We start from the raw sequence: 13,052 nt of genomic DNA, 5'->3' as shown, positions 1-13,052 counted from the left end.
CCATGGTCTGTAACACTTGGACATCCTTGTTAAGACCATGGGCACCCGTGCGCGTGACGTTAGTCGCGTTCGCGGGCGCTCAACCCCACGCGCTGCAACACACCGTCATTGCTGCCCGCGATATTCGACGACACCGGTTCCAGCGCCTTCACCTGTGGCGCGGCAGACACAAACGGCTTCACGCCCAGCGCCTGGTCCACTTCGTGCGGGTAGACCAGGTAGCCGCGCGTGATCACGGCCGCCACTTTGCGAATGTCAGCGATATTGTTCGTCGGGTCGCCGTCGACCAGCACCAGGTCGGCCAGTTTGCCCGGTGTGATGCTGCCCCGCTCGTGGGCGGTGCGGGTATACAGTGCGCCGTTGCGGGTCGCCACCTGGATCGCCTGGGCCGGGGTCAAGCCCGCCTGCACCAGCAATTCCAGTTCCGCCTGCAAGGTAAAGCCCGCCAGTTCATCGGTACCCGCCACGATCGGCACGCCCGCCTTGTACAGGCGGCCAACGAAATCCACCATCTTCGCGTATGATTTTTCGTAACGCTTCAAAGTCGCGTCATCCGCGATCTTCATCGTGCCGACGTGGAAGCCGCGCCGCACGTCCGGCGGCATATGGCCGGCAATCGGGGCGAACGGCGTATTGATGTCGCCATCCTTTTGCTTCAGGAACGCAAACGTGGCCAGGGTCGGGTCGACCACGGTTTTCTGCTTCGCCAGGCGGGCGATGAAGTCCTTGACGCGCTGCGAATTGAAGTCCAGGTTGGCCGTCTTGTCGGCCGGCAGGATGAAGCGTTCCAGCGTGCGGGTTTCCGTTTGCGGCGTGGCCAGGAAGTTCAGCATCACCTGATTGATGTGCTGGATTTCATCGTAGCCCGCGTCGAGCGCTTCGAATGCGCGCAAGCCGGCCGGAACGTGGCCCGACACGCGCAAGCCGCGCAGGTGGGCGTACGCCACGGTCTCCTTGAGGATCTCTTTCGGGAACGAGTTGTAAATCTTCAGTTGCGGATAGCCGTGCTGCGCATACCAGTCGATGGCGTTCTTCGCTTCCGCCAGCGTCTTGACGACGAAGCCGCCGTTCGACGAATACGGGCTTTCGCCTTCCAGGAAGCCGGCCGGCACCACCTGCGGCGACAGCAGCTTGCCTGCCGCGGTTTCTTCCATGATCAGTTGCAGCTGGGCGTTGTCGTTGCCCAGGTCGCGCACCGTGGTGACGCCGGCCGCGAGATTCAGGCCGCCTTCCCAGCGGCCCACGTGGCCATGCATGTCGAACAGGCCCGGCAACAGCACGCGGCCGGCCGCATCGATTTCATTGACGGCGCCGCGCACGGGGGAACCTGCCGGCAGCACGGCGGTGATGCGGCCACGCAGCACGTACACGTCGGACGGCGCGCCCAGCACGGCCTTGTCGCTGTCGAACACGCGCGCGTTTTTCACCACCGTCAGGCCGTTCAACGGATGCTGCAAGGTCGCGGCCAGGTCGGCCAGCATTTTTTGTTCCGCATCCTTTTGCAGCGCGGCCAGCGTCTTGCCATTGCCTTCCCAACCCTCTTCCACGGCCACGAAGGCGCCCGGCGCGACGACTGCAAACAGGCGGGCGGGCTTGCCGTTGGCGCCCGTCGTGGCCCAGAAGAATTGCGGCGACAGGCCCAGGCCGGTCTGCGCCAGCAGTTGCACGGTTTGCGCAGTTTTCCCTTCCCCTGTGCCCCGTGTGACGACGGTTTCCGCCAGCTTGCGGTGCGTCAGCGTGCCCGATGGCAGCAGCGCCAGCTTGTTGTCGGGCGTCGCGGCCAGTGCGGCAATCGCGGCCGACGCGGTCTCGAAGGAACTGTTCAGCGGCACGTACATGGCCGGACCGTTGACGGGTTGTTCGCCTTTTTCCGTGGTGGACTTCCACACGGCCTTGCCGTTGGTCATGTCGAACTGTTCGTCCACCACGGCGCCAAAGGTGGAATTACCCTTGACCGCATAGCTGGCAATGGTGCCGTCCGGCGCATAACGGATTTTCTCCGTCAATTCCGGGCCGCGGCCATTGTCCTTGTAGATGAAACGCACGCTGGTCTGGCCGTCATCGGAGCGCTCGACCACCTGTTCGCCGGCCTGTTTGCCGTTTTCCGACATGATCACGTAGCGGGTGGTCGTGGTGACGGCGTAGGCAGGCGCGGAAGAAGCGGCGGAAAATGCGGCGGCGATCGCCAGCGCCATGACGGTGGTAATGCGTTTCATCGGATTGTGTCTCCAGAGGTTTTTCAGGCTGCGCTTGTGGCGCAGACGGGGCATGAATCGTTGCGGGTAATTGCAATACTGGTCCATTCCATGCGCAAGCCATCGAGCAGCAACAGGCGCCCGGCCAGCGTTTCACCAATGCCCATCAAGACCTTCAGCGCTTCGGCCGCCTGCATGGCGCCGACCACGCCCACCAGCGGCGCAAACACGCCCATGGTGGAACAGGCCACGTCTTCGAAGTGCTGGTCTTGCGGGAACAGGCAGGAATAGCAGGGCTGATCGCCGCTGCGGGTATCAAATACGCTGACCTGGCCGTCAAAGCGGATCACGGCGCCCGACACCAGCGGCACCTTGTGGGCGACGCACGCGCGGTTGACGGCATGGCGGGTGGCGAAATTATCGGTGCAGTCCAGCACCACGTCGGCCTGGCTCACGAGCGCTGCAAGGCGGGCGTCGTCGGCCCGCTCCACCAGCGCTTCGATGGCGATGGTGGGATTGATCGCGGCCATCGTGGCTTTCGCGGATTGCGCCTTGGGCTGGCCCACGCGGGCCATGTCGTGCGCGATCTGGCGCTGCAAATTGGTCAGGTCAACCGTGTCATTGTCGACCAGCGTGATGTGGCCGACGCCGGCCGATGCCAAAAACATGGCGGCCGGGGAACCGAGGCCGCCGGCGCCGATGATCAGCGCGCGCGCGTCGAGCAGCTTTTGCTGGCCCTCGATACCGATTTCATCAAGCAGGATATGGCGCGAGTAGCGCAACAGCTGGGAGTCATCCATTGAATCTTACTTCTTTTGATTATTTTTTGGATTTCTCGGTCTTGCCGGCAGCAGGTTTATCGTCAGCTTTGTCCGCTTTGGCGGCCGCTTCGAAATCGCGCACCACTTCGGTTTTCGACAGCTTGACGGGCAAGCCCTTGAAATGATTGATGGCCTGCGCCAGCTGGAAATCGTCCTTGCCGCCGAATTCCACCGGCTTCTGGTTTTTCGCCAGTGCCGCCAGGCGCAGTTCTTCTTCCAGTTCGTCGACCTTGGCCGACGGCGCCTCGTCGCCATCCTTGTTGTGCAAGTGGCGCGCCAGGTCCGCTTCGCGCAGGCGCAAGCCGTTCAAGCCTTCGCCGTCGGCGGTTTCGTCGACCAGCATGTCGGGGACAATGCCGCGCGCCTGGATCGAGCGGCCATTCGGCGTGTAATAGCGGGCCGTCGTGAGTTTGACGGCGGTGTCGGCGGTCAGCTGGCGCAGGGTTTGCACCGAACCTTTACCGAACGTCTGCGAGCCCATGATGATGGCGCGCTTGTGGTCTTGCAGGGCGCCCGCCACGATTTCCGAGGCGGAAGCGGAACCGGAATTGACCAGCACCACCATCGGCACGTTTTTCAGGCCGGCCGGCATTTTTGCCAGCGGGTCGCCATGGCTGCGGCTGGAATAAAACTCGGGACGGCCATAATAGGTTTGCTTGGAATCCGGCAACTGTCCGTTGGTCGACACCACCACCGCATCTTTCGGCAGGAAGGCGGCCGACACGCCGATGGCGCCCGGCACCACGCCGCCCGGGTCATTGCGCAAATCCAGCACCAGGCCCTTGATGCCCGGGTTCTGTGCATACAGCGCGGACAGCTTGCGCGCCATGTCGTCCACCGTCGGTTCCTGGAATTGCGCAATGCGCAGCCACGCGTAACCCGGCTCCACCATTTTCGCCTTGACGCTTTGCACGCGGATTTCTTCGCGCACGATGGGCACGATGACGGGCTTGTCTTCGCCCTTGCGCGACAGGGTCAGCACGATTTTCGAATGGGGTTCGCCGCGCATTTTCTTGATCGCGTCGTCCAGCGACAGGCCACGGATCGGCTCGTTGTCCAGGCGGGTAATCAAGTCGCCGGCCTTGATGCCGGCCTTGAAGGCGGGCGAATCTTCGATCGGCGACACGACTTTGACATAGCCGTCTTCCATGCCCACTTCGATCCCGATGCCGACAAACTTGCCCAGCATGGTTTCGCGCATTTCCTTGAAGGCTTTTTTATCGAGGTAGACCGAATGGGGATCGAGCGACGCCACCATGCCGGAAATCGCGTCCGTCACGAGTTTCTTGTCGTCGACGTCTTCCACGTAATCGGTCTTGATCAAGCCGAAGACGTCGGATAACTGGCGCAACTCTTCCAGTGGCAGCGGCGTGCCCATGGGCTTTTGCGCGATAGCGGAAAACTGCATGGAAGCGGCGATGCCGGCCACCATACCCAGGCCGACCAGGCCGAAACTCTTGATTTTATTGCCCATGATGCGCCAGCGTCTCTGTGTGGCGGGCGGGTTGCCCACCGTTTTCTTGTCCTTGCAGCAGGTAATGCCGCCCGGATCCCTTTAAAACTTTACCCAGGAAGCAGGATCGAACTCTTTACCCCGATGCCGGAGTTCAAAGTATAAACCCGATTCCTCGTTGCCACCGGTATTTCCGGCGGCGGCAATCACGTCGCCGCTTTTGACGGCATCCCCTTCGCGCCGCAGCAGCGACTGGTTGTTTCCGTAAATACTCATGTACTGGCCGCCGTGATCGACAATGATCAAATTGCCGAAGCCCCGCAGCCACTGGGCAAACACCACGCGGCCGGCGGCAATCGCATGGATTTGCGCCCCTTCCGCCGTGCGGATGAACATGCCTTTCCAGCTTGGGCCATCGCCCCGCTTGGTGCCGAAGCGGGCCCCGACCTTGCCGGCCACGGGCGGACGCAACTGGCCCTTCATGGCGGCGAACGCCCCTTCCGCGGCGGCGGGCGCCAGCGCCACGTCGGCGGCGCGCGCGGGACGGGCCGGCGGCTCGTCGTTCGGCACTTCGCGCACGGCGATCGGTTCGCGCGCGGCGACCGCGGTGTCCTTCGACGGTTCTTTGACGGGTTCCTTGACCGGGGCCTTAACGGGCTCCTTCGCCGGCTCGGCGGCAGGCACGGAGGCCACGCGCGGCTCTTCCGGCGCCGGCTTCACCGGCGTGCTGACGGGCGCCGGCGGCGCCGAAGCCACCGGCACCGACGCGCCAGGCTTGCCCTGCTTCGCCAGCCGCTCTTTCTCGGCTTGCTGCGCTTTCGCGCGCAATTGCGCCAGCTGGCGCGCTTTCGCGTCCGCTTCAGCTTTGGCTTTGGCCTTCGCTTCGGCTTCGGCCTTGGCTTTGGCGGCGGCCACCAACTCCAGGCGGCGCTTTTCCGCCGCCGCGGCCCTGGCCTGTTCTTCGATTAACTTGTTGAGGCGGTCGACCAGCGCACCCATGCGCTGTTCATCCTGCGCCATCTTGCCGGCTTCCTTGCGCTGCGCCACCAGGCGCTGCGACAGACCCGCCAGCACGGCGGCGCGCTTGGCTTTTTCCTGCTCCAGTACGGACTTCTGGTGCCGTTCTTCCTGCGCAATTTCTTCCAGTTCGTTGCGCGCGTTTTCCGCTTCGGCCTGGTTGCTTTCCACGGCTTTCAGGTTGGCGCGCAGCGATTCCAGCAGCCGCGCCTGCGCCTGCGACACGTAGGCCATCAGTTGCAGGTCGCGGTTGATGCGGTTCGGGTTATCCCCGGACAGTAATAACTTGATGCGGTCTTCGTTGCCCGCCACGTAATGCTCGCGCAACAGCTTGGCCAGCTGCTGTTTTTGCTTGTCGACGGTGGCTTGCAACCGAGCATGTTCCGCCGCCAGTTCCGCCAGCCGGGCATTGGTTTGCGCCTGCTCGTCACCCAGCTCGCGCAACGTGCGGTTGGCCTTGGAAATCGCTTCTTCGGATTCGGCCAGCGTATCGGCCGCATCTTCCCGCGCGCTTTCCGTCTTGCCGATGTCGCGCTTGAGGTTGCTGAGCTTTTGCTGCAACTCCGCGCGCTCCGCTTCAGCGGCGGCTTTTTGCTTGCTGCGCTCGGTAGGCTTGGCGGCAGCGCCGTGCGCCGCCCCCGCGGCCAGCACGGAGGACAGCAACAGGGACGCCAGCACAGGCAACCGCGCCCGCCGCGTCGTTACGCGGCGGAAAATCGAAGACCACGACATCAGGGATTACTTGGCCTTACCCTGGTTGGCAACCGCTGCTTGCGCTGCGGCAATTGCTGCCGGGTCGCCCAGGTAGTAGTGGCGGATCGGCTTGAGGTCCGCGTCCAGTTCATAGACCAGCGGCTGGCCGTTCGGGATGTTCAGGCCGACGATGTCGCTGTCGCTGATGCCGTCCAGCATCTTGATCAGCGCGCGCAGGCTGTTGCCGTGGGCGGAAATGATGATTTTCTTGCCGGCGCGGATGGCTGGCGCGATTTCCTCGTCCCAGGCCGGCATCACGCGGGCCACGGTGTCTTTCAGGCACTCGGTCAGCGGAATCGACGCTTTCGGCAGGCCGGCGTAGCGCGGATCGTTGAACGACGTGCGGTCATCGTTTTCAGCCAGGGCCGGCGGCGGCGTGTCATAGCTGCGGCGCCATACCAGCACTTGCTCGTCGCCATACTTGGCGGCGGTTTCCCCCTTGTCCAGGCCTTGCAGGGCGCCATAGTGGCGTTCATTCAGGCGCCAGTCGTGCTTGATCGGCAGATACATCATGTCCATTTCGTCCAGCGTCAGCCACAGCGTGCGGATGGCACGCTTCAGCACGGACGTGTACGCCAGGTCGAACGTAAAGCCCTCGTCCTTCAATACTTTGCCGGCGGCTTTGGCTTCCGCCACGCCCTTTTCCGTCAGATCAACATCGGTCCAGCCAGTGAAGCGGTTTTCGAGGTTCCAGGTGGATTCGCCGTGACGCATGAAAACAATTTTGTACATAGCTCTGTCTATCAAGTGTGAAAAAAGCTGCTGAAGTAGGTTTCAAGCTTCTATTTTATAATGCTCGGATACCCTTAAACCATTGGAACACCGTGAAATTCCTCATCGACCAAATCTTTCTCATTGGTATCGCCGTCCTTTCCGGCGGTGCGCTGCTGTGGCCAGTCCTCACGCAACGGGGCAAAAAAGCCTCTCCGCAGGAAGTCACGCTATTGATAAACCGGACCAAAGCCGCCATTGTGGATGTCAGGGATGCCGCCGCTTTTACGGCCGGCCACTTACCTGACGCGAAAAACATTCCGTCAGGCGAACTGGCGAACCGCACGGGCGAGCTGGAAAAATTCAAGAACCGCACCATCGTCGTCGTGTGCCAGCAAGGTTCGCGCGCATTCGGCGCCGCCAAAACCCTGGAAAAGGCGGGTTACGAAAACGTGGTCGTCCTCGAGGGCGGCCAGGCCGCCTGGGAAACCGCCGGGCTGCCATTGGCAAAGTGATAACAGGAAGGAATTGCCATGACTGCTCATGTCACGATGTACAGCACCGCCGTGTGCCCCTACTGCGTCCGGGCCGAGCGCCTGCTGGTTTCCAAAGGCGTCGATGCGATTGAAAAAATCCGTGTCGACCTCGACCCCGAACAACGCATGCTGATGATGCAAAAGACCGGCCGCCGCACGGTGCCGCAGATTTATATCGGCGACACCCACGTCGGCGGCTTCGACGACTTGTACGCGCTGGACCAGGCGGGCGGCCTGGACCCCTTGTTAAAAGGATGACCCGCCTCATATTCGTTTTGCTACAATTGCCAGCGCATTTGGGCGGCAGCTACCCGCTGCCGCTGCAACGCATGACATCGTGAGCGGCTCAGGCCGCTCTTTTCCACTCTACGAAAGCGTTCCATGTCTGAAGAAATCAAGCAACCCGTATTCCAAATCCAACGCGTCTACCTGAAAGACATGTCGCTGGAACAGCCTAACTCGCCAGCCATCTTCCTGGAGCAGGAAGCGCCGGCAATCGAAGTGGCCCTGGACGTAGGCGCTGAGCCGCTGGCGGACGGCATCTTCGAATCGACCGTGACCATCACCGTGACCGCCAAGGTCAAAGACAAAGTCGCTTTCCTGGTGGAAGGCAAGCAAGCCGGTATCTTCGAAGCACGCAACATTCCTGCTGAGCAGCTGGATCCACTGCTGGGCATCGGCTGCCCGAACATCGTTTACCCTTACCTGCGCGCCAACATCGCCGACCTGATCACCCGCGCCGGCTTCCCACCAGTACACCTGGCGGAAATCAACTTTGAAGTGTTCTACCAGCAGCGCCTGGCTGCCCTGGCTGAACAGCAAGCCGCTACCGCCGCAGCCGCTGCGCCGGAAGCCAATGGTGCAGCGCACTAATTGCACTTAAAGTAAGATAGCAGTACCCCGTCAAAGGCCGGTAACGGCCTTTGACTGTTTTCAGACTCCCCGTCCGCAACTTGCCTTGAGATGACCGTATGACCCGCACCACCACCGTTTCCCGTTTGATTGCCGGCGCCACCCTGTTATTGGCCGCCAGCGCCAGCCATGCGCTGGATTTCAAATCGGTGGGCGCGGCGCCAGCCATCCTCTACGACGCCCCGTCGACCAAAGGCAGCAAGCTGTTCGTGGCGCCACGCGGCATGCCGGTCGAAATCGTGCTCAGCTATGGCGACTGGGTCAAAGTCCGCGATGCGGGCGGCGACCTGGCCTGGGCCGAAGCCCGCGCGCTGAGTCCGAAGCGCACGGTGGTCGTCAAAACCGTCACTGCGAAAATCCGCGCCACGGCAGACGACAATTCGCCGCTGGCCTTTATCGCCGACAAAGGCGTACTGTTGGAACTGTTGGAAGTCGGCGCGGGCGGCTGGGTCAAGGTGCGCCACCGCGACGGCGCCACCGGTTATGTGAAAAGCAGCGACATCTGGGGCATTTGACGCATGCAAGACAAGAAAAAAACACGTGTCGGCGTGCTGGGCGCCGGCGCATGGGGCACGGCTGTCGCCATCGCACTGGCCCATCGCCATGACGTAATGTTGTGGGGTCGCAACACCGCGGCGATGCAGGAAATGGCCGCCGCGCGCGATAACCTCGCTTATTTGCCGGGCCACCCATTCCCCCCCGGCCTCACTGTTTCCGCGGATTTCGACACGGCGGTTGCCCATGCGGGCGACGATGGCTTGCTGATTGCCGCCAGCCCCGTGGCCGGCCTGCGTCCCCTGCTGCAACAGTTAAAGGGCCGCGCCATCCCCAATATCGTGTGGCTGTGCAAAGGTTTCGAATATGAGACCGGTTTGCTGCCGCACCAGATCGTGCAAGAGATTCTCGGCGACGCGGTTCCCGGCGGCGCCTTGTCCGGTCCGTCGTTCGCGCAGGAAGTCGCACGCGGCTTGCCATGTGCGCTGGCGATCGCTTCCAGCTCGGAAAATCTGCGTAATAAAGTTGTTTCCATAGTGCATGGAGGCAATTTACGCGTGTATTCGACCCCGGACCTCGTCGGTGTCGAGGTGGGGGGCGCCGTGAAAAACGTGCTGGCCATCGCCACCGGCGTGGCCGACGGCCTGGGCCTGGGATTGAATGCGCGCGCCGCCCTGATCACCCGGGGCCTGGCGGAAATCACGCGCCTGGGCCTTGCCCTGGGCGGCCAGGCGGAAACCTTCATGGGCCTGACGGGCATGGGCGACCTGATCCTCACGTGCACCGGCGACCTGTCGCGCAACCGCAAGGTGGGCCTCGGCCTGGCGCAAGGCAAGTCGCTGGAAACCGTGGTGAGCGAATTGGGTCACGTGGCCGAAGGCGTGCCCTGCGCCAAGGCCGTACGCGACCTGGCTGCGCGCCGGGGCGTGGACATGCCGATCACCAATGCCGTGGCCGGCGTCCTGTTCGACGGCGACCAGCCGCAAGCACTGGTGGCGCGCCTGCTGGCCCGCGATCCGCGCGACGAAACCGGCGTCAAATAAGCCCCCGGCAGTCTGACGTCCACCCCGTCCGGGGCGGCGTCTTGCCTCCGTATACTTATTAGAAGAATATTTCTGTTGACCAGGGACAATACCAAAAGTACCATACGCAGTTCACGATCTTGCGAAGATTGCAATTTAATTACGGGTTGGTCTGCACATGGCGAAATGGTATGAAGTAACGGCTGGAACGACGGCACTGCTGGCGCTGAGCGCTTGTGGCGGCAGCATGAACAGCGGCAGCGCGGACAGCGCGCCCCGCCATGCGCAGGGCGCGCCTGCGCCAGTGGCACGGGAAGCGCTGGCCGATGAAAACCGCCTGGCCGCCGGCCAGGAGAACACGGCCGGCCTGGGCGCCGATGGCAAAGTCTACGTCTGGGGCCGCAACGATGCGGGCCAGGCGGTACTGGCGCCCGTGCTGGTCAGCGGCCTGAGCGATGTGAAATCCATCAAGACGGGTGGTTCTTTGACCACCCTGGCATTGAAACAGGACGGCACCGTGTGGCTGGTCTCGTCGCGCGGCATGCAACCGGTGACCGGCTTGAGCAACGTGAAAGCCATTGCCGCCGGCCAGGCGCACATGCTGGCGCTGGCCGCGAACGGCAGTGTCTGGGGCTGGGGCAAGGGCGGCGCATCGAGCGCCACGCCAGCCATCGTCAACGGCTTGAGCAATGTGAAATCCATCGCGGCCGGCCAGGATTACAGCGTGGCGCTGGCGGCCGACGGCAAAGTCTGGACCTGGGGCGTCAACTTGTTCGGCCAGCTGGGCAACGGCTCCGCCGGCCGCTCCGCCGCTCCCGCCGCAGTGGCGGGCATCACCAATGCGACGTCCATCGCAGCCGGCATGGCGCACGTGCTGGTGCTGAAACAGGATGGCACGGTGTGGGGCTGGGGTAACAACAGCTATGGCCAGCTGGGTGGCACGGCGCCTGCGCATTACGCGCCGGTTCCCGTGAAAGGCTTGCCGGTACCGGTAGCGGGCATGAGCGGCGTGCGCTCGGTATCCGCCGGCGCCTATAACAGCGGCATCGTGAACTACAACGGTTCGGTCTGGACCTGGGGTAACAATACCTTCGGCCAGCTGGGCGATGGCACCACGCTCGTCTCGTTCGCACCGAAGAAGGTCAACGCGGTCAGCGATGCGGTGGCGATGGCCATCGGCGCCGGCCACATTGCCGTGCTGCGCGGCGATGGCGCCGTGTACGCATTCGGCCGCAATACGGCTGGCCAGCTGGGCACCAACACCACGGTCGGCAGCAACCTGCCGGTACAGACCGTGGGCGTGGGCGGCATCGGCAACCTGACCCTGGGTAAATCGGCCAACCGCTAAGCTGGCGTGCCGGCGTTTCACCATGCAAATGCCGGCCATGCCTGCTGTGTTACCTGACGTACGACTGGACGCTCGCACTGGCGACCGCTGGGCGTGCGTCATGCTGGGGCTGATGGCCAGCCTGCCCTTCCTGCAACCCTGGCACGATCTTCCCCTGACGTCTTTCCATGCCGAGTGGCTGGCCGCCGTGTGCGGCCTGTTCGGCATGCTGTTCCTCTTGCCGCGCCCGGCGGCGTCTCCCTTGCTGGTTCCCGCGATCACCGTTGCGCCGCTGGCGCTGGTGGCGCTCGCCATGCTGCAACTGGCCGCCGGCAAGTTCGCCTATGCCGCCAGCGGCGTGCTGCTGGCGCTGTACCTGCTGTGGGCCGGCGGTCTGGCGGTGGCGGGACGCACGCTGGCCGCCAGCATGGGCGCGGCGCCCTTGCTGGCGCGCCTGGCCTGGGCCATGGTGGCGGGCGGCATGGTCAGCGCGGCGTTCGGCCTGCTGCAATACAAGGGCTGGTGGAGCGCCTTCGGGGGACTGGTCAGCACGCCCCAGCCGGTTGCCGAATACGGCGTATTTGGCAACCTGTCGCAGCAAAACCATTTCGCCACGTATGAAGCGCTGGCGCTGGCGTCGTGCGCCTACCTGGCGCTGACCGGACAGCTGGCGCTGCGCCGGGCCCTCACTTGCGGCGCAGTGCTGCTGGCGGTGCTGGCGCTGTCCGGCTCGCGCAGCATGCTGCTGTACCTGGCCTGGCTGCTGGGCGCTGGCTTGCTGCTGGCCCCTGTCACGGGCCGCCTGCAGCATCTGCACCGCTGGCTGCGCATTGCGGTCTTGGTCATGGTGGCCGCCGTCATCGTGCTGGCGGTGGCGGCCCGCATCACGCCAACGGGGCTGGGCCCGCAACTGACACGACTGGTCTCGCCGCAAAACGGCGCGTTCGGTCCCCGCATGTTTTACTGGGAACACGCGTTGCACATGTTCATGTCGCACCCATGGCTGGGCGTGGGTTTCGACAGCTTTGCGCTGCAACTGGAAGCCCAGCTGACGGCGCCCGCCCGCTTCGCGGTCGACCAGTACGCGCACAATTTGCCGCTGCAATTGATGGCGGCGGCCGGCCTGCCCGGCGTGCTGGCGCTGGCCGTCCCTGTGCTGCTGTTTGCGGTCCGCCTGGGCCGCCAGCCGCGCACGATGGAACGCCTGTATCTGTGCGGCGCGCTGGGCATCCTGCTGATCCACTCGATGCTGGAACAACCGCTGCATTACGCGTACTTCCTCGGACTCGCAGCGCTGTTGGCGGGCATTGCCGATCCTTCCGGCCGGCAGCTGCGGGCCAACACGATCGCGGTGCTGGCGCTGGTGGCGCTGCTGTTCACGGCAGTCAAGACAGCGCGCGACCATGCCGCCATCCGCGAACAATTCGAACAGGGCGAAGCCGCCGCCGACCTGGCGCTGCGTGCGCGCACCCTGCACCACATCCGCGACTATTCGCTGCTGGCGCCCCTGAGTGAACTGATCGGACCGGAAGTGTTTGTGGCGGGCGATGCGCCCGTCGCCGCGCGCCGCGCACTCAATGAGCGTGTGCTGCACTTCGCACCGACCGATGAAGTGGCGTTCCGCCACGCCGCCCTGCTGGCGGAGGAAGGCCGCATGGCCGATGCACAGGCGCAGTTGCGGCGCGCCACGCTGGCGTATCCTGAATCCGCCGCCGCCTACCTGGCCCGCATCGATGCGCTGGCCGCCGCCGAACCCGCCGTCTATGGCGCGCTGGCCGCCTATGGCCGGCAACTGCAAAGCACGCGCTGA

The 13,052-nt window shown here is 63.8% G+C and carries 12 protein-coding genes; 7 read left to right on the top strand and 5 right to left on the bottom strand.

Going from position 1 to position 13,052, the window contains the following annotated elements:
- Positions 1 to 59: 59 nt before the first annotated feature.
- From GJ700_RS28860 to gpmA, 5 genes are all read right to left on the bottom strand, one after another.
- On the bottom strand, positions 60 to 2,216 hold the full coding sequence (locus GJ700_RS28860; protein WP_154380555.1) for an amidohydrolase family protein: 2,157 nt from the start codon (positions 2,214 to 2,216) through the stop codon (positions 60 to 62).
- Positions 2,217 to 2,239: 23 nt separating this feature from the next.
- Complete coding sequence (locus tag GJ700_RS28855; protein WP_154380553.1) at positions 2,240 to 2,995, bottom strand: HesA/MoeB/ThiF family protein; 756 nt, start codon at positions 2,993 to 2,995, stop codon at positions 2,240 to 2,242.
- Between the two features lie 19 nt (positions 2,996 to 3,014).
- Entirely contained in the window at positions 3,015 to 4,490 is a 1,476-nt protein-coding gene (locus tag GJ700_RS28850; RefSeq protein WP_154380551.1) for a S41 family peptidase, read from the bottom strand.
- Positions 4,491 to 4,571: 81 nt separating this feature from the next.
- Positions 4,572 to 6,218 (bottom strand): murein hydrolase activator EnvC family protein, encoded by a 1,647-nt coding sequence (locus GJ700_RS28845; protein WP_154380550.1) that lies wholly within the window; start codon positions 6,216 to 6,218, stop codon positions 4,572 to 4,574.
- A gap of 6 nt (positions 6,219 to 6,224) precedes the next feature.
- Positions 6,225 to 6,971, bottom strand: coding sequence for a 2,3-diphosphoglycerate-dependent phosphoglycerate mutase (gpmA, locus tag GJ700_RS28840; RefSeq protein WP_154380548.1), 747 nt, complete (start codon positions 6,969 to 6,971; stop codon positions 6,225 to 6,227).
- 92 nt (positions 6,972 to 7,063) lie between these two features.
- Here gpmA and GJ700_RS28835 point away from each other — a divergent pair, with 92 nt between their 5' ends.
- From GJ700_RS28835 to GJ700_RS28805, 7 genes are all read left to right on the top strand, one after another.
- A complete protein-coding gene (locus tag GJ700_RS28835; protein ID WP_371868182.1) occupies positions 7,064 to 7,465 on the top strand; it encodes a rhodanese-like domain-containing protein in 402 nt (133 codons plus the stop codon).
- A gap of 18 nt (positions 7,466 to 7,483) precedes the next feature.
- On the top strand, positions 7,484 to 7,744 hold the full coding sequence (gene grxC / locus GJ700_RS28830) for a glutaredoxin 3 (protein WP_154380546.1): 261 nt from the start codon (positions 7,484 to 7,486) through the stop codon (positions 7,742 to 7,744).
- Positions 7,745 to 7,867: 123 nt separating this feature from the next.
- Positions 7,868 to 8,359: a protein-export chaperone SecB gene (gene secB, locus GJ700_RS28825; protein WP_154380544.1), complete on the top strand. Its 492-nt coding sequence runs from the start codon at positions 7,868 to 7,870 to the stop codon at positions 8,357 to 8,359.
- 98 nt (positions 8,360 to 8,457) lie between these two features.
- Positions 8,458 to 8,913 carry an SH3 domain-containing protein gene (locus tag GJ700_RS28820; protein WP_154380542.1) on the top strand — a complete coding sequence of 152 codons (456 nt, stop codon included), beginning with the start codon at positions 8,458 to 8,460 and terminating at the stop codon, positions 8,911 to 8,913.
- Between the two features lie 3 nt (positions 8,914 to 8,916).
- Positions 8,917 to 9,936: an NAD(P)H-dependent glycerol-3-phosphate dehydrogenase gene (locus GJ700_RS28815; protein ID WP_154380540.1), complete on the top strand. Its 1,020-nt coding sequence runs from the start codon at positions 8,917 to 8,919 to the stop codon at positions 9,934 to 9,936.
- 157 nt (positions 9,937 to 10,093) lie between these two features.
- A complete protein-coding gene (locus GJ700_RS28810; protein ID WP_154380538.1) occupies positions 10,094 to 11,263 on the top strand; it encodes an RCC1 domain-containing protein in 1,170 nt (389 codons plus the stop codon).
- Between the two features lie 100 nt (positions 11,264 to 11,363).
- Complete coding sequence (locus GJ700_RS28805) at positions 11,364 to 13,052, top strand: PglL family O-oligosaccharyltransferase (RefSeq protein WP_195764043.1); 1,689 nt, start codon at positions 11,364 to 11,366, stop codon at positions 13,050 to 13,052.

This window comes from Pseudoduganella rivuli, assembly GCF_009674485.1.
In the GTDB taxonomy this organism is placed as follows: domain Bacteria; phylum Pseudomonadota; class Gammaproteobacteria; order Burkholderiales; family Burkholderiaceae_D; genus Rugamonas; species Rugamonas rivuli_B.
This window is presented reverse-complemented; position numbering and strand designations above follow the sequence as displayed.